The organism is Armatimonadota bacterium (assembly GCA_016869025.1).
Lineage (GTDB): Bacteria > Sysuimicrobiota > Sysuimicrobiia > Sysuimicrobiales > Humicultoraceae > VGFA01.
The window spans coordinates 34775-54817 of record VGFA01000003.1; the positions used below are offsets into that span (position 1 = coordinate 34775).

Annotated in this window: 15 protein-coding genes; 11 read left to right on the plus strand and 4 right to left on the minus strand. The window is 68.6% G+C overall.

Annotated elements, in window-relative coordinates; translation table 11 throughout:
• Positions 1-59: 59 nt before the first annotated feature.
• From rny to selB, 5 genes are all read left to right on the plus strand, one after another.
• A complete protein-coding gene (gene rny / locus FJX73_02720) occupies positions 60-1592 on the plus strand; it encodes a ribonuclease Y (GenBank protein ID MBM3469690.1) in 1533 nt (510 codons plus the stop codon).
• Between the two features lie 4 nt (positions 1593-1596).
• On the plus strand, positions 1597-2394 hold the full coding sequence (locus tag FJX73_02725) for a TIGR00282 family metallophosphoesterase (protein ID MBM3469691.1): 798 nt from the start codon (positions 1597-1599) through the stop codon (positions 2392-2394).
• Positions 2384-3247 (plus strand): PHP domain-containing protein, encoded by an 864-nt coding sequence (locus FJX73_02730; protein MBM3469692.1) that lies wholly within the window; start codon positions 2384-2386, stop codon positions 3245-3247. The genes FJX73_02725 and FJX73_02730 overlap by 11 nt, the downstream gene beginning before the upstream one ends.
• Before the next feature lie 263 nt (positions 3248-3510).
• The gene (locus FJX73_02735) at positions 3511-4926 is read left to right on the plus strand and encodes an L-seryl-tRNA(Sec) selenium transferase (protein ID MBM3469693.1); all 1416 of its coding nucleotides are present in this window, start codon (positions 3511-3513) and stop codon (positions 4924-4926) included.
• Positions 4926-6845 carry a selenocysteine-specific translation elongation factor gene (gene selB / locus FJX73_02740; GenBank protein ID MBM3469694.1) on the plus strand — a complete coding sequence of 640 codons (1920 nt, stop codon included), beginning with the start codon at positions 4926-4928 and terminating at the stop codon, positions 6843-6845. The genes FJX73_02735 and selB overlap by 1 nt, the downstream gene beginning before the upstream one ends.
• Here the strand turns inward: selB and FJX73_02745 are convergent.
• Positions 6842-8020: a hypothetical protein gene (locus FJX73_02745; GenBank protein MBM3469695.1), complete on the minus strand. Its 1179-nt coding sequence runs from the start codon at positions 8018-8020 to the stop codon at positions 6842-6844. The genes selB and FJX73_02745 overlap by 4 nt on opposite strands.
• 251 nt (positions 8021-8271) lie before the next feature.
• Here FJX73_02745 and FJX73_02750 point away from each other — a divergent pair, with 251 nt between their 5' ends.
• Complete coding sequence (locus FJX73_02750; protein MBM3469696.1) at positions 8272-8637, plus strand: hypothetical protein; 366 nt, start codon at positions 8272-8274, stop codon at positions 8635-8637.
• Here the strand turns inward: FJX73_02750 and FJX73_02755 are convergent.
• On the minus strand, positions 8627-9079 hold the full coding sequence (locus tag FJX73_02755; GenBank protein MBM3469697.1) for a hypothetical protein: 453 nt from the start codon (positions 9077-9079) through the stop codon (positions 8627-8629). The genes FJX73_02750 and FJX73_02755 overlap by 11 nt on opposite strands.
• 81 nt (positions 9080-9160) lie before the next feature.
• Positions 9161-10984: a dihydroxy-acid dehydratase gene (gene ilvD, locus FJX73_02760; protein MBM3469698.1), complete on the minus strand. Its 1824-nt coding sequence runs from the start codon at positions 10982-10984 to the stop codon at positions 9161-9163.
• Here ilvD and mutS point away from each other — a divergent pair.
• The 5 genes from mutS (at position 10983) to hflX (ending at position 19352) form a co-directional block, all read left to right on the plus strand.
• On the plus strand, positions 10983-13646 hold the full coding sequence (gene mutS, locus FJX73_02765) for a DNA mismatch repair protein MutS (GenBank protein MBM3469699.1): 2664 nt from the start codon (positions 10983-10985) through the stop codon (positions 13644-13646). The genes ilvD and mutS overlap by 2 nt on opposite strands.
• Positions 13643-15340 (plus strand): DNA mismatch repair endonuclease MutL, encoded by a 1698-nt coding sequence (gene mutL / locus FJX73_02770; GenBank protein ID MBM3469700.1) that lies wholly within the window; start codon positions 13643-13645, stop codon positions 15338-15340. The genes mutS and mutL overlap by 4 nt, the downstream gene beginning before the upstream one ends.
• Positions 15322-16290 carry a tRNA (adenosine(37)-N6)-dimethylallyltransferase MiaA gene (gene miaA / locus FJX73_02775; GenBank protein MBM3469701.1) on the plus strand — a complete coding sequence of 323 codons (969 nt, stop codon included), beginning with the start codon at positions 15322-15324 and terminating at the stop codon, positions 16288-16290. Before mutL ends, miaA begins: the two co-directional genes overlap by 19 nt.
• Positions 16290-17447, plus strand: a complete 1158-nt coding sequence (locus FJX73_02780; protein ID MBM3469702.1) for an aminotransferase class I/II-fold pyridoxal phosphate-dependent enzyme — start codon at positions 16290-16292, stop codon at positions 17445-17447. The genes miaA and FJX73_02780 overlap by 1 nt, the downstream gene beginning before the upstream one ends.
• A gap of 78 nt (positions 17448-17525) precedes the next feature.
• Positions 17526-19352 carry a GTPase HflX gene (hflX, locus tag FJX73_02785; GenBank protein MBM3469703.1) on the plus strand — a complete coding sequence of 609 codons (1827 nt, stop codon included), beginning with the start codon at positions 17526-17528 and terminating at the stop codon, positions 19350-19352.
• Here the strand turns inward: hflX and lexA are convergent.
• On the minus strand, positions 19292-19909 hold the full coding sequence (gene lexA / locus FJX73_02790; GenBank protein MBM3469704.1) for a transcriptional repressor LexA: 618 nt from the start codon (positions 19907-19909) through the stop codon (positions 19292-19294). The two genes, hflX and lexA, sit on opposite strands and share 61 nt — an antisense overlap.
• Between the last annotated feature and the right edge of the window lie 134 nt (positions 19910-20043).

Below are 20043 nucleotides of genomic sequence, written 5' to 3' on the forward strand. Positions count from 1 at the left end.
CCGGAGGGTGATGCCGAACCGACCCAACACAACCGAAGGAGGTGACCGTCATCGAAGCCATGGGCCCGTACGTTGTTACCGTGGTCGTGGCCCTGCTCTCACTCCTCCTCGGGTACCTCCTACGCAGGACCATCGCCGAGGCGCGAATAAGATCGGCCGAAGTGGCCGCCCGACAGATCCTTGAGGAAGCAAGGAAGGAGGCAGAAGCCAGACAGCGGGAGACCATCGTCGAAGCCAAGGACGAGGCGTTCCGCCTCAAGCGTGAAGCGGAGAAAGAGATCCGGGAGCAGCGCGCGGACCTCCAGCGGCAAGAGCGGCGTGTGGTACAGCGAGAGGAGAACCTAGAACGGAAGACCGAGGGCCTTGAGAAGCGCGAGCGCCATCAGGCAGAGAGCGAACAACGCGTTGCCCAGTTGCACGAAGAAGCCACCCGGCTGAAGCACGCGCAGCAGGTTGAACTAGAGCGAATCGCAGGCCTGACCTCTGAGGAGGCACGGGCGCAGATTCTTTCCGCGGTCGAAGCCAGCACTCGGAACGAGGCTATCCAGATCATACGTCGCATAGAGAACGAGGCCCGGGATGAAGGCGACCGGCGGGCCCGGGAGATCCTTGCCCTGGCGATTCAGCGGTGCGCGGCCGAGCACACGGCCGAGGTCACCGTATCGGTCGTCCCCCTCCCCAACGAGGACATGAAGGGCCGCATCATCGGCCGGGAGGGCCGGAACATCCGGACCCTGGAAAGCCTGACCGGGGTAGATCTGATAATTGACGATACCCCCGAGGCCGTTACGATCTCATCGTTTGACCCCGTGCGCCGTGAGGTCGCGAAGGTCGCGCTCGAGAAGCTCATGACGGACGGCCGAATCCACCCGGGAAGGATTGAAGAGGTAATCGAGAAGGCCCGTGCTGAGGTTGAGGAGCGCGTGCGCACGGACGGTGAGCAGGCGTCGTTTGAGGCAAACGTTCACGGCCTGCACCCGGAGGAGGTCCAGGTTCTCGGACGGCTCAAGTACCGGCACTCCTACGGCCAGAACCTGCTGCGCCACTCAGTGGAGGTGTCGCTGCTCTCTGGACTGCTGGCCACGCACCTGGGCGCCGATCCCCAGTTGGCCCGCCGGGCCGGGCTCCTGCACGATATCGGCAAGGCCCTGACCCATGAGGCCGAGGGAACCCACGTGACCCTTGGCGCCGACCTTTGCAGGCGATACCACGAGCCCCCCGAGGTCCTGAACGCGATCGCCTATCACCACGGCGAGGAGGAAGCCTCATGCTTGGAGGCGGTGATCGTGGCTGCCGCCGACGCGATTTCGGCGAGCAGGCCCGGGGCCCGTAAGGAGACGGTCGAACTGTACATCAAGCGCCTTCAGGCGCTCGAGGAGCTGGCCACCTCGTTCGGAGGCGTGGAGAAGGCATACGCGATTCAGGCCGGGCGGGAGATCCGTGTCATCGTGAAGCCGGCGGAGATTGACGACACCGCGGCCACAATCCTGGCCCGCGACCTGGCCCGCAAGATAGAGGAGCAACTCAAGTACCCGGGCCAGATCAAGGTCACGGTTCTCCGCGAGACCCGGGTCGTGGAGTACGCGCGGTGACCGGGTGAGGATCCTGTTCGTGGGTGACATCACCGGGAAGCCAGGCAGGCGGCTCGTTGCCGAGCACCTGCCGACGCTACGGCGATCCCGGGGTCTCGACGCGGTGATCGCCAACGGGGAGAACGCCGCAGGCGGCAGGGGGTTGACCGCGCGCGTGGCGGAGGAGATGTTTGCCGCCGGCGTGGACGTTATCACGGCCGGCAACCACGTCTGGAACAACCGGGAGGCCTACGAACTGCTCGATGCGGACCCCCGCATTCTGCGGCCAGCCAACTACCCCCCTGGCGTGCCAGGAAGGGGCGCGGCGGCCATCACGACCGCGGGCGGCGTCAGGATCGGCGTGATCAACCTGCAAGGCCGCGTGTTCATGCAGGAGTTGGACGATCCGTTCCGCACCGCGCGTGACCTCGCCCGCAGGTTGCGCGCGGAGCTCCCCACGGTCGTGGTGGATTTCCATGCCGAGGCCACGTCAGAGAAGGTGGCCATGGGATGGCACCTGGACGGCTACGTGAGCGCGGTAATCGGGACGCACACGCACGTGCAGACCGCCGATGAGCGCGTTCTGCCTGAGGGCACCGCCTACATCACCGATGTCGGAATGACAGGGCCGCGCGACGGGATCATCGGCATGGCCCGCACGGCAGTACTGGAACGGTTCATGACGCAGCTCCCGGTGCGCTTTGAGGTGGCCACCGGCCCGGTCATGCTCAACGCGGTAATGGTGACCGTGGAGGGCGACGGGCGTGCCACATCCATCGAACGCATCCAGGTCCTCAGCGGGGACGAGCCGCGTGCGGATTGACCTCCACACCCACACGCTGGCATCGGATGGGCTCATGGACCCGGCCTCTCTGGTCATGGATGCCGGATCCCGGGGCGTGGGACTCCTCGCCATCTGCGATCACGATTCGACCGCCGGGGTGGACGATGCCCTCTCCGCGGGGAAGAAGACAGGCGTGGAGGTCTGGCCGGCCGTGGAGCTCTCCTGCGACATCGAGGCAGGCGAGGTCCACGTGCTGGGGTACTTCGTGGATCACCGGCGAAACTGGTTTCAGGTGCTGCTCGCCCGGCTGCGAGAAGGCCGCGCGGATCGCGCGGCGCGCATGGTTGGAAGGCTGGCAGCGCTCGGGGTGCCGGTTGCGTACGGGCGGATCGCCACGATGGCGGCCGGGGGCGCGATCGGCCGGCTACACGTGGCCCGGGCACTCGTGGAAGCCGGCCACGTGCGCGACACCGCCGATGCCTTCGATCGCTTCATCGGTCGCGGAGGGCCTGCCTACGCCGAGCGGCTCAAGCTGACGCCGGTCCAGGCCATCGAGATCATCCGCGCTGCCGGCGGTCTGGCCGTGCTCGCGCACCCCGGTTGGGGAACAGATGATGAGATGATTCGCGATCTGGCCAGGGCCGGTCTGGACGGTCTCGAGGTCTACTACCCGGACCACAGCCCATCTCAGGTGGAGCACTACAGGGGTATGACCAAGGGGCTGGGCCTCCTGATGACCGGAGGCACGGACTTCCACGGCGGCGTCATGGCCACGCGCGTGCCCGTGGGCAGCCAGTATGTCCCGGAATCCATAGTCGCGCCGATCCGAGAGGCCGCGGCGGGCAGGCACCCTCAGGCCGAGCCGCCGACGCTGCAACTGCTCGCAGGGTGATTCGTTAAGACTGATCTGGTAGAGACGAGAGGAGCATTCCTATGCGGTGCCCCAAGTGCGGTACGGACAACCCCCCAGGGCGTACCCTGTGCGTGCGTTGCAGCACCCGCCTTCGGGCGGCAGCCGGCGGGGGCCCTGCCGTCCCGGATACCGGCGAGATCCTCATGCCACGGCTGCGCGCGGACCTGCTGCGCCTGGTCGTGGTGGCAGCGGTTGTGGTCGCCCTGGCCGCGGCGTTGGGCACGCTGCTGCGCTGATCCGCCGTGACCGAGGCCAGCCCGCCGCTGCGCCTGCTGCCCTCAGTGGATCGGGTCGTGGCAGAACTGCGCAGGCGCGGGCTGCTGGAGGAGTTCCCCAGGAGGGTGGCCACGCTCGCCTCCCAGCAGGCGGTGGCTGAGGCGCGGCGCGCGCTCCAGGAGGGCGAGAGGGGCGTGGATCCAGAGGCAGTCGTGGATCCAGGGGCCATCGTGGATCGCGCCGCCGCCCTGTTGCGGCGGCAGTTCGGGGATGGTCTTCGGCGCGTCATCAACGCCAGCGGGATCATCCTGCATACCAACCTCGGACGCGCGCCGCTCTCGAGGGCGGCGCAGGCCGCGGTGGAAGCGGTTTCATCCGGCTACAGCTCCCTGGAGATAGACCTGGAGAGCGGCGAGCGCAGCAACAGGGCCGTTCACGTGGAACCCCTGCTGATCGCTTTGACCGGGGCAGAGGCAGGTTTTGCGGTGAACAACGCCGCCTCGGCAGTGGTCCTTGCGCTGGCGGCCCTGGCCGCGGGGCGTCAGGTGCTGGTCGGGCGCGGCGAGCTCGTGGAGATCGGCGGTGGATTCCGGCTGCCCGACGTGATGCATTCCAGCGGCGCCCGTCTGGTGGAGGTGGGCACGACCAACCGGACTTACCTCTCCGACTATGCCGCGGCCCTGGGCCCGGACGCGGCGATGCTGCTGAAGGTCCATCGAAGCAACTTCGCGCAGAGCGGCTTCGTGCACGACGCGACGCTGCCCGAGCTTGTCGAACTGGGGCGACGCCGCGGCGTACCGGTCGTTCATGACCTCGGCAGCGGCTGCCTGGTCGAGACGGCCCGCGTCGGGCTTCCGGCGGAGCCGACGGTGCAGGCCTCGGTTGCCGAAGGCCCGGATCTGGTCATCTTCAGCGGCGACAAGCTCCTGGGCGGGCCGCAGGCCGGGCTGCTCGTGGGACGGCACGCCGCCGTGGATCGCTGCCGCAGCCACCCGCTGGCCAGGGCCGCGCGCCTAGACAAGATGGACCTGGCCGCGCTGGCAGCGACCCTGCGCGCGTACCTGGAGCCGGATCGGGCCTGGCGTGAGATCCCCATACTCGCCCTGCTCGCCCGCACCCCGGAAGCCAGGCGCAGGCTGGCGTTGCGTCTGGCCAGGGCCATCAAGAAGGGAATCGGCGAGGTGGCTTCCGTGGATGTCGTGGATACCTGCGGGGAGGCAGGAGGGGGAACGCTTCCCGGCGCCGATATTCCCTCCTGGGCAGTTCGGATTCGCCCGTCATCAACGCGGCCTGAGGAGTGGGCGTCGCGCCTGCGGATGGGATCCACCTCGGTAGTCGGGGTCCTCCGCGAGGGAGCCCTGCTCCTGGACGTGCTGGCAGTGCTGCCCGGGGAGGACCGGCGGCTGCCGGCCCTGGTCAGGGCCGCGGCCCCCGCCCGCTGATGCATCCCGTCACAATCGGCACCGCCGGGCACATAGACCACGGCAAGAGCGCGCTGGTGCGGGCGCTGACCGGCACGGACCCCGATCGGCTGGCAGAGGAACAGCGGCGTGGAATGACCCTCGACCTGGGCTTCGCGCACCTGGACATGCCCGGGGGCCGACGCGTGGGTATCGTGGATGCCCCAGGCCACGAGGCGTTGGTCCACAACATGCTGGCCGGCGCAGGTGGTATTGACCTGGTCATGCTCGTGGTAGCCGCAGATGAAGGTGCGATGCCCCAGACGCGGGAGCACGTGGATATTCTGCGGTTTCTCTGCCCCCGGGGCGGCGTCGTGGTCATCAACAAGATGGACCTGGCCCCTGATCCTGAATGGGTATCTGCGGTCGAGGAGGACCTGGCAGGGCTAGTTGCTGGCACGGTCCTGGACGGGGCGCCGGTCGTCCGCGTCTCGGCGAAGACCGGCGATGGGCTGGCAGGCCTTGTGGCTGTGCTCGAACGGATGGTAGAGGGGGTGCCGGCAAGATCGGCCGACGGACCGGTGCGCATGCCTGTGGACCGCTCGTTTACCATGCAAGGGTTTGGGACCGTGGTGACGGGCACGGTCTGGAGCGGGCGCGTCCGGTACGGGGACACGCTCGTGCTGCTTCCCTCGGGCCGCGAGACCAGGGTGCGCGGAGTCCAGGTTCACGGCGAGCCGGTTCAGGAGGCCACGGCAGGGAGCCGCGCCGCCGTCAACCTGGCCGGGATCGAGAAGAGCGAGGTCTGCCGCGGGGACGTTCTGGCAACACCCGGCGCGTTTCGGGTCACCGACCGGCTGGACGTCAGGCTGAGGATGCTACCGCGCGCGCCCACGCTCCGGCACGCCGCCCGGCTGCACGTTCACATCGGCGCCGGCGAGACGATTGCCCGCGTGGCGCTGATCGGCCGTACTGCGCTGGGGCCTGGGGAGGAGGGGCTGGCCCAACTCCGGATGGACAGGCCCGTGGTTGCCGTCCACGGCGACAGGTTCGTAGTGCGGCGCTACTCGCCCACCATTACAATAGGCGGCGGCATCGTCCTGAACCCGGCGCCGCCCCAGCGCCGCAGGCGGGCAGGGGATGCGGCAGAAATGGAAGCCGTGGAGCAGGGCGGGGTTGGTGCACTGGTCGCCGCGGCTGTTGCGGCGCGCGGCCGTGGCGGGATGCCATCCTCCGAGGTCGCAGCGGCGTCCGGCGTGCCCGAGGGTGCCGCCCGAGAGGCACTCGCGAAGGCGCTGGCAGACGGCCTGGTACAGACCGTGGGCGACCGGCTCTACGCGGCATCGGTCGTAGGCGAAGCCCGCAGGATCATAGAGGAAACGCTCGGGAGGCACCACCGGGCCGTGCCGTGGCGCCGCGGTATGCCGCGGGAGGAGCTCAAGAGCAAGGTTCAGGCAGGCGCCTCGGACCGCCTGTTTGACGCTGTGGTCTCGGATCTGCTGGGCAGCGGAGGGTTGGCCGAGGCCCGCGGCCTAGTGGCGCTGGCCTCTCACGTGCCCCAGGTTCGAGAGGGCGACAGGCGCGTGCGGGAGGCCCTCCTGATGCTTCTGGAGCGCCGGGGTGTCATACCCAGCCCGGCCGAGGAGATTGGGCTCCTGGGCCCTCCTGACGCGGTGGATCGGGCCTTCCAGATGCTTGCCGACGAGGGCCTGGTTGTGCAGGTCGCACCCGACCTCCGGCTGGCCGCGGCAACCGCCGAGCGTGTTCGACAGGCGGTCGTCGAGATGGCCCGGGTGGGAACCGACGTGACCGTGGCGTCGCTGCGGGACCGGTTACAGACGAATCGCAGGACCGCCCTGGCGCTTCTGGAGTACCTGGATTCCGCTAGAGCGACTCGGCGCGTGGGCGACCGGCGTATCCTGGGCCCCCTGGCCGAGCGGCCGCTGTGGCCGTCCGGTTAGTCGGTCACGCGGACGTCTGCTATGCGCGTGGTGGCCGACCAGGAGGTGAACTCCTGGCATATGCCCGGGGATAGATCAACTGCGGCCCGGGCCGATCCGCCCGGAGGGATTGCGCCGACAGCAGCACTCCCTGTGCGGCTGTCCTGGACGAACCTGGGAGCCGGCAGCGCCAGGCGGCATGTGCCCTCGATCTGAACCACGACCCTGGCGCCGGCCACGGCCACCGAGCTGCGGTTGCTCACGACCACCACGAACCCCTGCGTGCCGCCCACCCACTGCACCGACGCCTCCAACTGCTTCCCGATGATCTGCGCGAACTGCGCCAGGCCTTTGATCTCACCGGCGTGCTCGGCCAGGGCACCGGTGATCTGTCCGGTCGGCCTGATGGTGACCGTATACCGGCGGACCACATCGGTCACCTGAAGGCGCACCTCGAAGCCAGAGGTCCCTCCGCTGGGGACCGGGTTGGGATACAGCGGGGCCGATCCCTCTGCCACGCGGCGGCCGGCCTCGTCAAACGCCCGCACCTCCGCGTAGACCACCATTGGCCGGCCGCGGTTCTCAACTGTGCCGGTGACGACTAGCGTGGTATCTTCCACGCGGGCAGATGATGCCCGAACGCTCCAGCCCCCGGGAGCCGCGGTGCGTGTGGGACTGGGGGCCCCTGGGGCTGCCTGCCTGGGCGCCGCCGGGGTGGCGCGCAGGCCTACTTCGGCCCTGAAGACCTCCACTGATTCGACCCTGTCGCGGCGCAGAAGGAACGCCACGCCAGCAAAGGGGTAGGATAGGAGGTCTCCTTCTGGAAGCGTAGTGGTGATGCTGGCGGCCGCGTCAGCGTAGGCGGTGCGCACCGCGGCACCAGGGGAGCCGGGGCCGACCCCGCGCGCGGTGCGGCACGCTGCCGATCTAGTCGCGATCCTCTCCACGAATCCGTAGTCGGCGATCATCTGCGCCCACGGGTCGCGCAGGGCGTAGGTCACCCGCGATCCCACGGCCTGCTCGCGCAGAGGTGCACCCGTGATCGCCAGAGCGGCACGCGCCGTCATGCCGAGCCGCACGCCACCGATGCCGGTGCCGTCCACGATGGCGCAGTCAGCAGGGCCACCAAGAAGGGAGGTGCCGGACGCTGCCAGAACCAGCGCGCCAGCCATGGCCAGGATCCATCGCGTCTGCATGGCGCTCACCTACTCGATACTACGACAGAGGCCGCCTGGTCCCTCCATCGGTCACCGGATTCCAGATTACGGACTCCCACGCCTTGCCGGTCACGCCGCGTGGACGTACAATGCACCTACGGCCCGGCCATCGTGCGGAGGGCAGCGTCCGCCGGTGCGGGCCCCGGTCTTCAAAACCGGTCGCTGGGCCGGAAGGTCCAGGCTGGGTTCGATTCCCAGGGCCCTCCGCCACAACCGAGCGAGGCAGGCGCGTGTTCCCATCCTCACGCACGACGCAGAGTCTTCTCCTTCTCATGGTGGTCGCGGTGTCCGTGGCCACCGGTGCCGTCATCGTTCGAGCGGTGGACCACGCCAGGGGCGTGCGGGTCGCCATGGGACTCGACGGCAATGAGATCCACATCTGGAACTCCACGAACAACACCTGGAGCGTGTGCTCGGTGGTCCTGGACGACCGCTACGGCCTCGAGACAACAAGCATCCCTGTACGCACGCTGCTGATGCTTCCCAAGCGGCTGTTTGGAGCGCCCGACGACTGGGAGCCAAAGCGCGCCGTCGTCCGGTGCGCGGAACCCAGGAAGGCCGAGTGGGAGAACCGGATCAATCCCACTAGATTCTGATATCCACAATCGCCGAGACTCCCACGCCGGGCACACGGCGTAGTGATTCCCAGGGTTTCAGATTGTCCACGGGCACCAGCGCCTTTATCCGAAACGCCGCCTGGAAGTCCGCTTCGATCACGGCCACGGCCTGCACGCGATCCACCGCGGCCGCGGGTCCTGATACCTGCGCGGCCCCGACGTATGCGGCCCCCGGCGAAGTCACTCCTATCGTGATGCTCAGTATCGGGACCACCTTGGTTTGCTCCCGGACCGCGACACCCCGGTTCTGCAGCAGGTCGTTGATGAAGGAGTTGATCTGCGGGGCGAAGGTACGCACGGCGTAGCCGATCCCCAGCGTCTTAATTATCCCGAAGATGTCCTGCCCCTGGACCCTGGTGGCCGTCGCCCCAACGAGAAGTGCTACTGCTAGGATCAAAGCCCCCACGCGCGCGGTGCGCATATTCATCCTCCCGGTTCCGAGATAACTCGGCTTCTCCGTTCTCTCTGCTTCTACGCAGCGCGGCTTGATCATGTTCCCTCTCTAATCGAACGTATCGCAGACCGCACCGCGCGCCGCCGAGGACACCAGCCGGGCGTACTTGGCCAGAGCCCCGCGCGCATACCGGGGAACCGGCGCCGTCCATGCATGCCTGCGCCGTTCGATCTCGTCGGAGGGCACCTCCAGGTTCAGGCGCCGGTTCGGGATGTCAACAAGAATCGTGTCGCCCTCACGCACCAGGGCAATCGGGCCGCCTGCGGCTGCTTCTGGTGCAACGTGTCCGACCATCACGCCGCGCGTGGCGCCGGAGAAGCGGCCGTCGGTGATCAGCGCCACCTCCTGGCCCAGGCCGCGGCCGACGAGCGCCGAGGTGACCGCGAGCATCTCGCGCATCCCAGGTCCGCCCTTCGGACCCTCGTGGCGGATCACAACCACGTCACCGGCGCCGATCTGCCCTTTGATGACTGCGGCGAACGCATCCTCCTCGCGCTCGAAGACACGGGCCGGCCCCTGGTGGGTCTTCTTGGTCACGCCCGCGGTTTTGATGACGGCGCCCTCCGGCGCCAGGCTGCCCCGAAGCACGGCCAGACCACCCTCGCGCTCCAGCGGCTGGCTCACCGGTACGACGACCGGGCAGCCCTCCGCCTTCACGCCGGAGAGGTTCTCACGCACCGTGCGCCCGGTGACGGTCATCGCCGCTCCGCTCAGCAGGCCAGCGTCGAGCAGCGCGCGCATCACGACGGGAACGCCTCCGACACGATCGAGATCCGCCATGACGTATCGCCCGCCCGGGCGCAGGTCGCCAATGTGGGGCGTTGCGCGGCTGAGGTTGTCGAAGTCCTCCAGGGATAGGGCGACGCCGGCCTCATGGGCTATTGCCAGGAGATGCAACACCGCGTTGGTGCTGCCACCCAGGGCGACCACTACGCGGATCGCGTTCTCGAACGCCTCCCGCGTCAGGATGTCACGCGGCCGGATGCCGTCTCGCAGCATCTTCATCGCGGCCTCCCCGCTGGCGCGGCACGCCTGCTCACGCCGGGGGTCCACCGCAGGGATCGAGGCCGCGCCGGGCACCGACAGACCAATCGCCTCCATCGCGGCGGCCATGGTGTTGGCGGTGTAGAATCCGCCGCAGCTACCGGCACCTGGACAGGCGCGGCGCTCCAGGGCGTCCACTGCCTCGGCGGTCATCTGGCCCTGCGCGTGCATCCCGACTGCCTCGTAGACGTCCTGTATCGTCACGTCTCTACCTTCAAACTCGCCCGGCATGATGGTGCCGCCGTAGAGAAAGACCCCGGGTAGGTTGAGTCGGGCTAGCGCCATGACCGATCCGGGCAGGCTCTTGTCGCACCCGGCGATGGCCACGAGCGCGTCGAAACACTGGGCACGCGCCATCAACTCGATCGAGTCGGCTATCACCTCACGGCTGACCAGGGAGGCTTTCATTCCCTCGTGGCCCATGGCGATGGCATCGCTGACGGCGATCGTGCAGAACTCCTGAGGCGTGCCGTTGGAGGCACGCACCCCGTCCTTCACCCACTGGGCCTGGACGTCGAGGTTAAGGTTGCACGGGGTGACCTCGTTCCAGGTGCTGGCCACGCCTGCAATCGGGCGGCGCAGGTCGTTGTCGCCCAGCCCGGTGGCCCGGAGCATCGCCCTGTGCGGGGCGCGCTGGACGCCTTCCGTGATCTCACTACTGCGGTGCTTGGGGTCAATGGTGGGGGGGGTGTCCACGTTCAATCTCCTTCTCAAACCGCGGCGCGGTGTATTGGCCCCATGATAGGCGGGGGGTCGGGGCGAATCAACAGGATGACGCCCGCTGTGGTAGCATTGTGGGGTGACCCGCGACTCCTCGCTGACACCCATGATGCGCCAGTACCAGGAGCTAAAGGCCCGGCATCCGGGCGCGCTGCTCATGTTCCGGTTGGGCGACTTCTATGAGCTGTTCTTCGACGACGCGCGTGTGGCGGCGCGGGAACTCGAGATAGTGCTGACCTCCCGCGAGGTAGGCAAGGGACGGCGCGCGCCCATGTGCGGCGTGCCCCACCATGCCCTCGCCGGCCACCTGGCGCGGCTGGTGGACCGGGGATACCGCGTGGCGATCTGTGACCAGGTCGAGGACCCAAGCAAGGCGCGCGGGCTGGTCCGCCGGGAGGTGACCCGGGTGGTCACGCCGGGCACCGTGATGGATGCCGCGTTGCTGCCGTCCAGAGAGCATCGCTACCTGGCGGCCGTCTCAGGCGAGGCCGGCGCATGGGGCGTGGCAGCGGCAGACCTCTCGACCGGGGACTTCATGGCGACCCAGATCGAGGGTCCCGACGCCGACCGCCGGCTGGCCGACGAGATCGCGCGCCTGGACCCGCGCGAGATCGCGATCCCCGCGGCCGAGGTTCCGTCCGGCACAAACCAGACAGGAGCCGGCCTTGCCGCCATGGACGGCGGGGCAGTGCAGACCGCGGGGGGCCGTTGGACGCACCTGGATGCCTGGCGCTTCGATCCGGGTGTGGCCCGGCGCGCGCTGCTCGATCACTTCCGCGTTACCTCACTGGACGGTTTCGGATGCGAGGCGTTGGCCCTCGCCACATCCGCGGCCGGTGCTCTGGTGCAGTACCTCCAGCAGACGCAACAGAGCCCTCTGGCGCACCTGCGCGGTCTGCGCGTGTACAGGACAGAGTCGGTCCTCGATCTGGATGAGATCACGCGCCGGAACCTCGAGCTGCTGCGCAACCGCAGCGACGGCAGCGCGCGCCATACCCTGGTGGGCGTGCTGGATGAAACCATGACCGCGATGGGAGGGCGGCTGCTCAGGGAATGGTTGCTTCGGCCGCTGCTCGACGTGGATGCGATCTCGGCGAGACACCGCGCCGTGGGCGCCGCGCTGGAAGACCGCATCCGCAGGGAAGCCGTGCGCGGAACGCTGCGCGCGCTGCCTGACCTGGCCCGTCTCGTGGGACGGATTGGCCATGGTTCGGCAACCGCCCGCGACCTGTGCGCCCTGCGTGAGGGGCTCGAGCGGCTGCCGGGTCTGCGCGAGCAGGTTGCGCAGTTGCCTGATGCGCGATTCGCCGGCCTCGCGGAGGCGCTGGATCCGCACGGTGACATCGCCGCGCACATAGCCCGCGCGCTGGTGGACGATCCACCTGCTGGCCTGCGCGACGGAGGGATGATCCGGCCGGGCTATGCCCCCGCGCTTGACAGCCTTCGGGAGGCCGCCTCCGGCGGCAAGGCCTGGATAGCCGGCCTGGAGGCCTCCGAGCGTGAGCGCACCGGCATTCGCTCCCTGCGTGTGGGGTTCAACAAGGTCTTTGGGTACTACATCGAGGTGTCAAACGCCAACCAGCACCTCGTGCCCGCGGACTACGTCCGCAAGCAGACCCTGACCGGCGCCGAGCGGTACATCATGCCCGAGATGAAGGAGCGCGAGGACGCCATCCTGGGCGCCGAGGAGCGCATAGCCGCGCTGGAGTTGGAGCTGTTCTCGGCGCTTCGCGATGCGGTGGCCGCGAGGGCGTCTTCCCTGCAGGAGGTGGCGCGGGCGCTGGCCGAAACCGACGTGCTGCTGTCCCTGGCCGTGGCAGCGGAGAGGGGGGACTACGTCAGGCCCGAGATCGCGGCCGAGCCGGTCCTCGAGATACGCGACGGCCGTCATCCGGTGGTGGAGCGTCTCCTGGAAGGCGAGCGATTCGTTCCCAACTCACTCCGGCTGGACGTGCGCGACCGCGCTCTGCTGATCGTCACCGGCCCCAACATGGCGGGCAAGAGCACGCTGCTGCGCCAGGCAGCACTGATAGCCGTAATGGCGCAGATGGGCTCGTTCGTGCCGGCGGCCTGGGCGTGCGTGGGCATCACCGACCGCATCTTCACGCGGGTGGGGGCCACGGACGAGATCGCCTCGGGCCGGAGCACCTTCCTGGTAGAGATGCAGGAGGTTTCGCGCATCCTGCACGGCGCCACCGAGCGCAGCCTGATTCTACTGGACGAGGTCGGACGCGGCACCAGCACCTACGATGGGATGAGCCTGGCATGGGCGGTGGTCGAGTACCTGCACAACCACATCGGTGCGCGCACGCTGTTTGCGACGCACTTCCATGAACTCACCGAGCTGGCAGAGGTGCTGCCCCGCGTCCACAACATAGCCATGCAGGTACAGGAGCAGGGCGAGCAGATCGTGTTCCTGCACACCGTGGCCGATGGCCGCGCGGACCGGTCGTACGGCATCCACGTGGCGCGGCTGGCGGGCATTCCAGGAGAGGTGATCGCGCTGGCCGGCCGTATCCTCCAGCAGCTCGAGGCAGCCGCGGCTCGGCCCGGCGAAGCCGATGCCGAACCCGTGCCCTCCCGGGCGCGCAGGCCCAGGCAACTGCCACTGGCGCTCGAACTTGCGTCACCGCTTGAAGAGGAGCTGCTGGGCATGGCCATCGAGACGATGACCCCGCTGGAAGCTCTGCGGGTTCTCGCGGAGCTGCGCGAACGCGCGCGCGTAAGGCGGGCCGGCGCCCCTGAACGCAAGGACAGGCGGCTGCAATGACGCCGATCCATGTGCTGGAACGGTCGGTCGCCGAGCGCATCGCCGCCGGCGAGGTGATCGAGCGCCCGGCCTCGGTGGTCAAGGAACTGGTGGAGAACGGCCTGGATGCCGGTGCCCGCGCGATCACCGTCGAGGCCGAGGGCGCGGGCCTCCGTCTGATCCGGGTGACCGACGACGGCGAAGGCATCCCGCCCGACCAGGTCGGCCTGGCCTTCGAGCGCTTTGCCACCAGCAAGATTGCCTGCGTCGAAGATCTGGAGCGGGTTACGAGCTACGGTTTCAGGGGTGAGGCCCTACCCAGCATCGCTGCGGTCGCCCGGGTGACGCTCACGACCCGGACGCAGGACGCTCTCAGCGCGGTGCGGGTTGTCGTGGTCGGCGGCGTGCCTCGGGCCTCGGGTGCCCACGGTGCCCCCCCTGGGACTACCGTGGAGGTGAGCGCGCTCTTCTACAACACTCCCGCACGCCTGAAGTTCCTGAGATCCCCGGCCCGTGAGCAGGCACTGCTTGCCGAGGCGCTGCAACGCGCGGCGATGGCGCATCCCGAGGTTGCCTTTCGGTTGATCACAGACGGCCGCGAAGCCGGGTGGTGGCCCCGAACAGAGCCGGGTCAACGTATGGCTGAGCTGCTAGGGGCAGGGACAGCCCAGGACCTGATTCCAGTGTGGGGCACGGTGCCTGCCGGCGCCTTCCACGGCTGGCTCGGGCGCCCGGAGCGCGGCCGGCCCAACCGCTCCGGAGCGCACCTCTTCGTCAACCACCGTCCTGTCCAGAGCGCGCTCCTCCGTAGAGCAGCGGAGCAGGGCTATGCGCAATTGATGCCCGTGGGACGATTCCCGGTCTTTGCGCTCTTCGTAGAGGTGGATCCGGCCGCACTCGATGTCAACGTCCACCCGCGCAAAATGGAGGTGCGGTTCCGGGAGGAATCCCGGCTGTTCGGCGCCGTGGCCCACGGCGTGAGGGAGGCGCTGCTGTCGAGCCCGCTCATCCGTCAGGCGGCGGGCTCGGCGGGCCCCAAGGTCCTGGGGATGCCTGCCCAGGGAGAGATGCTTTCGTTGCTACGGGGAGTCGGGGAGGCCGCTGCGCGCGAGGCCGGAGCGGCCTATGCGGCTCCGCCTGCCAAGCGCATGCCAGTGCTCCGCCCGATCGGCCAGCTCCTCGACACGTATATCCTGGCCGAGGGCCCGGATGGTCTCTATCTCGTTGACCAGCATGCCGCGCACGAGCGCGTCCTCTACGAGCGTCTCATCGCGTCCCGCCGCAGAGGAAGCCTCACGAGCCAGGGCCTGGCGATTCCTCTGGCCGTGGAGCTCGTGCCCTCGCATATGGCGATGCTGATCGGCCACGGCGACCACCTCGCGCAGATGGGCTTCGAGGTTGAGCCGTTTGGCGCTGGCACCGCCATCTTGCGCGCGGTGCCGGCGACGGTCCCAGGCGTTCCGGGCGCGGACCTCCTGCTGCGCGCGATAGGCAGTCTTCAGGGGGATGGGGAGGAGGACCCCCTGGAGCGGATTGCCATCGCGACCGCCTGCCACACAGCGATACGCGCCGGAGACAGGCTGAGTCCCGATTCGGTCTCGGCGTTGCTGGCCGACCTGAACGCGGCCGAGGATCCGTTCACGTGCTTCCACGGCCGCCCCACGATCATCGCCGTTTCCCGCGAACAGATCGAACGATGGTTCCTGAGAGGATAGCCGCAGCCGACCGCCTTGCCGTGCTGTGCGGCCCGACCGCGGTGGGCAAGACCGCGGTGGCCGTCGCGCTGGCTGAGCGCATGGGCGCTGAGATCGTCGCGGCCGACTCCCGCTCGGTCTACCGCGGCGCGGATGTCGGGACGGCCAAGCCGACCCCTGACGAGCGCCGCCGCGTGCGGCACCACCTGCTCGACGTGGCCGATCCAGACGAGGCGTTCACCCTGGCCGACTACCAACGGCTGGCCCGGCAGGCGCTGGCCGACATACGCGCGCGGGCCCGGCTGCCGCTGCTGGTGGGAGGGACAGGCCTCTACATCCGCGCGGTCGTGGACGATCTCGCCCTTCCGCCTGTGTCTCCGGACCCTGCGCTGCGCGCCGCCCTTGAGGCAGAAGAGCGAAGCCACGGGCCCGGACACCTGCACGCGCGACTTGCCGGCCTCGATCCGGGCGCGGCGGCCCGCATCCACCCACACAACCTGCGCCGGGTGATCCGCGCGATGGAGGTTGTCCTGCGGACCGGGCGCCCCATATCGGCGCAGCAGAACCAGGGCATCGGGAGTGTAGTCGGTACCGTGACGATGGTGGGGCTCACGATGGAGCGGGCGCACCTCTACCGGCGCATTGACGCGCGCGTCGAGGCACAGTTGGCCTCCGGGCTCGCGGAAGAAACCCGGCGCCTGCTGCATCAAGGCATTCCTCTGACCGCCCCGATAATGCAGGCGCTCGGATACAAGGAGATGGCCGGATGGTTGACGGGTGCCTACGACGCCGTCGAGGCCGTCCGGCGCCTGAAGCGCAACACGCGCCGCTACGCGAAACGGCAGCTTACTTGGTTCAGGCGCGATGCACGGATCCGGTGGGTGGATGCAACCGATCTGACGCAGGGAAGCGCGATCGATCGCGTGCATGCTATCATGAACTCGATGCTGTTCAGACAAGTGGAGGCGTGATGCAGTCACAGCGACTTCGCAGAATCGGCGCTTACATGTTTGCCGACCTCGACCGCAAGCAGGCCGTGCTGGAAGCTCGTGGGGTGGATGTGATCAACCTTGGGGTAGGGGATCCCGACCTGCCGACGCCGCCGCACATCGTACGTGCCCTTGAGGAAGGCGCCCAGGACCCGCGCACGCACCGGTATCCGCCCTACCGGGGAACCGAGGCGTTCCTGCGGGCGGCCGCGGATTGGATTCTGAGCCGGTTCGGCGTGCGCGTGGATCCTGAGCAAGAGGTGCTGGCGCTCATCGGCTCAAAGGAAGGCCTGGCACACCTGCCCTGGGCCGTGTTGAACCCCTCCGAGGTCGCGCTCGTGCCCGATCCAGGTTACCCGGTCTACCGGTCCTCAACGATAATGGCCGAGGGCGAAGTGGTGGCGATGCCGCTGGAGGCCGACCGCGGCTTCCTGCCGGATTTCGACCGCATTCCCACGGAGGTTCTGCGGCGCGCGCGGCTGGTCTTTCTCAACTACCCCAACAACCCCACCGGTGCCACCGCCGATCTGGAGTTCTTCGCGCGCGCGGTGGAGTTCGCACGACGCCACAATCTGCTGGTCGCGCATGACAACTCCTACTGCGAGATCGCCTACGACGGCTACCGCCCCCCGAGCATCCTCGAGGTGGACGGCGCCCGGGAGGTGGCGATAGAACTTCACTCGCTTTCCAAGGCGTTCAACATGACCGGATGGCGGGTTGGGTTTGCCGCAGGATGCGCCGAGGCCGTAGGCGCGTTGGGCGCGCTCAAGACCAATGTGGACTCCGGCGTCTTCCGGGCGGTACAGCACGCGGCGGTGGCCGCGCTCACCGGTCCCCAGGATGTTATCACGCCCACGCTCGCGACCTACCGCTCCCGTCGGGATCGGCTTGTCTCAGCCCTGCGCTCGGTCGGGTGGTCCCCGCCGGTGCCGAGGGCGACGCTGTACGTATGGATGCCCACCCCGGGCGGCGCCTCTTCGGTGGCGTTTGCCGCCGAGGTCCTGGAGCGCACCGGCGTGGTCATCACGCCCGGGATCGGCTACGGTACCCACGGTGAGGGATACGTACGCCTGTCGCTCACCACCCCGGACGCGCGGCTCGACGAGGCGCTGGATCGCATCCGGAAGGCCTATGCGTAGGCGCGGCCAGGGAAGGGGGGTGCCGTAATCGGCACGATCTGGGGGCTACCCCGCACCGTAGCGCCGACCCACCGCCGGATGCTGGAGACCCTTGAGCGGCGGAAGGCGCCGGCGAACCGCATTGCAGGCGTAGACCTGATCGAGATTCTCGCCCACCTCGCCCACGCGCTCAAGCGCGAGGTGGGCGTGCTCCTCGACCGCAACGGCACGGTCGCCCACGTGATAGTGAGCCGGCGCTGGCAGTCCCTTGCTGACGAGATGGGACGGCGGGTGGGGGGACGCGGTTCCATGCTGCGATACATCGAAGCACATCCCCACGCCGACGGCCGGCCCGACGACGGCGACTCCCGGGTGCTCGAACGGCTCGACCTGGACCTGGTGATCACCGTGGGCACCAGCCGCGGCCGCCCCACGGGATTCTGGTTGTTGGAACAGACCCAGACCAGGGCTGCGGGAGACGGCACCAGGACGGCCGTGGAAGGACCGCACGCGCTCGCAGTGCTCGATGATCTGGACCTCCAGCCGCTCACGCGCATGGCCGACGCCGCTCGGCGGCGGGCCGGCGCGCGAGCCACCACCATGGGCCGGCCGGAGCGCGCGGTAATGGTCGCCCTGGACCGCTCCGGGGATGCGGGCCCATCGCTGGCCGAACTCTCGAGCCTGGCCCGGACGGCCGGGGCAGACCCGGTCGCCACAGTGATTCAGCGCCGCACCCGGCCTGACCCTGCTCGCTACCTGGGAAAGGGCAAGGTGGACGAGGTCCTGCGTACCACCGAGGCGTCCACAGCCGATCTGGTCCTGGTTGACGACGAACTTACGCCTGTGCAGCAGCGGGTGCTGGAGAGCGACCTCGGCGTCAAGGTTCTGGACCGCACCGCGCTCGTGCTCGACATCTTCGCTCAGCGCGCCAGGAGCCGGGAGGGCCGGCTGCAGGTCGAACTCGCCCAGCTCAACTACCTGCTGCCCCGCCTCACCGGCCGCGGGGTGCTGCTCTCAAGGCTGGGAGGCGGGATCGGTACGCGCGGGCCCGGCGAGACGAAGCTGGAGGTTGACCGCAGGCGTATCCGCTCCAGAATCACTGAACTGCAGCGCGAGATCAACGCGGTCCAGCGGCACCGGGGACGGCAACGGCGGCCCCGGCAGGATGCCGCTCTACCCCAGGTCGCGCTTGTGGGTTACACGAACACGGGCAAGTCCACGCTGCTCAACGCCCTGACCGGAGCCGGGGTATTCGTGGAGGACAAGTTGTTTGCCACGCTGGACCCAACGGTACGACGCCTGGTGCTGCCGGACCGGCGGCCGATCGTGCTGGCGGACACGGTCGGGTTCATCCGGCGGCTGCCCACGCAGCTCATTGCGGCGTTTCGCGCCACGCTCGAAGAGGTAGTGCACGCCGACCTGCTGCTCCACGTGGCCGACGCCAGCCATCCTGATTGGCCCGAGCAGGTTCGCGTCGTGACAGAAGTGCTGGCCTCACTGGGAGCAGGCAGTCATCCCACGCTCCTTGTCCTTAACAAGACCGATGCGTTGACCCCAGAACGGGTGCGGCGGTTGATCGCGGCAAACCCGGAGGCCGTGGCCGTGTCGGCGGCGCGAAGCGAAGGGCTTCCCGGACTGCTTGACGCAATCGGGCGCAGGCTGCCTGAGCCGTGGGTACGGCTTCGCCTGCACGTGCCCTACAGCGATGCCAGGCTCGTGGCGCAGATCCATGACCAGGGCAGGGTGATGGCACAGCGGTACGGGGAGGAGGGGGTCTGGATTGAGGCCGAGGTCCCTGGACCGCTCGCGGTGCAACTGCGGGCGCTTAAGACCCCGGCGCTGGCGCGCCGGCCCGGGCAAAGGGGTCAGTCCAGGCGGCGAAGCACCGCTACTGCCTTGCCCTCGACAACGATCTCGTCGGCGTAGGTCGGCTCCATGGCCGCGTTGGCAGGCTGCAGACGGACCCGCCCGCGCTCGCGGAAGAACTGCTTGACAGTAACCTCGTCCTCGAGTCGCGCCACCACAATGTCGCCGTTGCGGGCGGTCTGCTGGCGTCGCACAACCAGCAGGTCGCGGTCGAGGATGCCTGCCTCGATCATGCTATCACCGTGCACCCGCAGCACGAACGCCTCGGCCCCGTCTGTCCAGCCGGAGGGCACCGGCACATAGTCCTCGATGTTCTGGTCGGCGAGAATCGGGGTGCCGGCGGCGACGCGTCCGATCAGCGGCAGCGCGACGCCCAGATACTGCCTGCCCGCTCCGGGGGCGCCACGCAGCAGCTCAAGCGCACGCGGCTTGCTGGGATCGCGGCGCAGGCAACCCTTGCGCTCGAGCGCCTCCAGGTGACTGTGCACGGTCGAGCTGCTGGTCAACCCCATCGCCTGGCCGATCTCGCGTACCGAGGGCGGGTATCCGCGCGATTCTATGAAGCGCGTCACGAAGGCAAGGATCTCTTGCTGTCGCCGCGTGAGCCCGGATGCCATGGTCGCCTCCTAGAAAGACCTCCCAGGCCGGGAGGCCTCCAAGGGAATGATAGCAGACCATGGGCTGTATGCAAACATGCGTTCGGGTTCGAGGGGGGCCTTTCGAGTGCTTCGCATAATGTCTCTTATGTTAA

Bases quoted from the DNA above. Each gene is read 5' to 3' on its own strand.
- rny (MBM3469690.1), top strand. From the start codon at position 60: ATGGGCCCGTACGTTGTTACCGTGGTCGTGGCCCTGCTCTCACTCCTC.
- selB (MBM3469694.1), top strand. From the start codon at position 4,926: ATGCATCCCGTCACAATCGGCACCGCCGGGCACATAGACCACGGCAAG.
- FJX73_02745 (MBM3469695.1), bottom strand. From the start codon at position 8,020: ATGCAGACGCGATGGATCCTGGCCATGGCTGGCGCGCTGGTTCTGGCA.
- FJX73_02755 (MBM3469697.1), bottom strand. From the start codon at position 9,079: ATGCGCACCGCGCGCGTGGGGGCTTTGATCCTAGCAGTAGCACTTCTC.
- mutS (MBM3469699.1), top strand. From the start codon at position 10,983: ATGATGCGCCAGTACCAGGAGCTAAAGGCCCGGCATCCGGGCGCGCTG.
- ilvD (MBM3469698.1), bottom strand. From the start codon at position 10,984: ATGGGTGTCAGCGAGGAGTCGCGGGTCACCCCACAATGCTACCACAGC.
- mutL (MBM3469700.1), top strand. From the start codon at position 13,643: ATGACGCCGATCCATGTGCTGGAACGGTCGGTCGCCGAGCGCATCGCC.
- miaA (MBM3469701.1), top strand. From the start codon at position 15,322: ATGGTTCCTGAGAGGATAGCCGCAGCCGACCGCCTTGCCGTGCTGTGC.
- FJX73_02780 (MBM3469702.1), top strand. From the start codon at position 16,290: ATGCAGTCACAGCGACTTCGCAGAATCGGCGCTTACATGTTTGCCGAC.
- hflX (MBM3469703.1), top strand. From the start codon at position 17,526: ATGCTGGAGACCCTTGAGCGGCGGAAGGCGCCGGCGAACCGCATTGCA.
- lexA (MBM3469704.1), bottom strand. From the start codon at position 19,909: ATGGCATCCGGGCTCACGCGGCGACAGCAAGAGATCCTTGCCTTCGTG.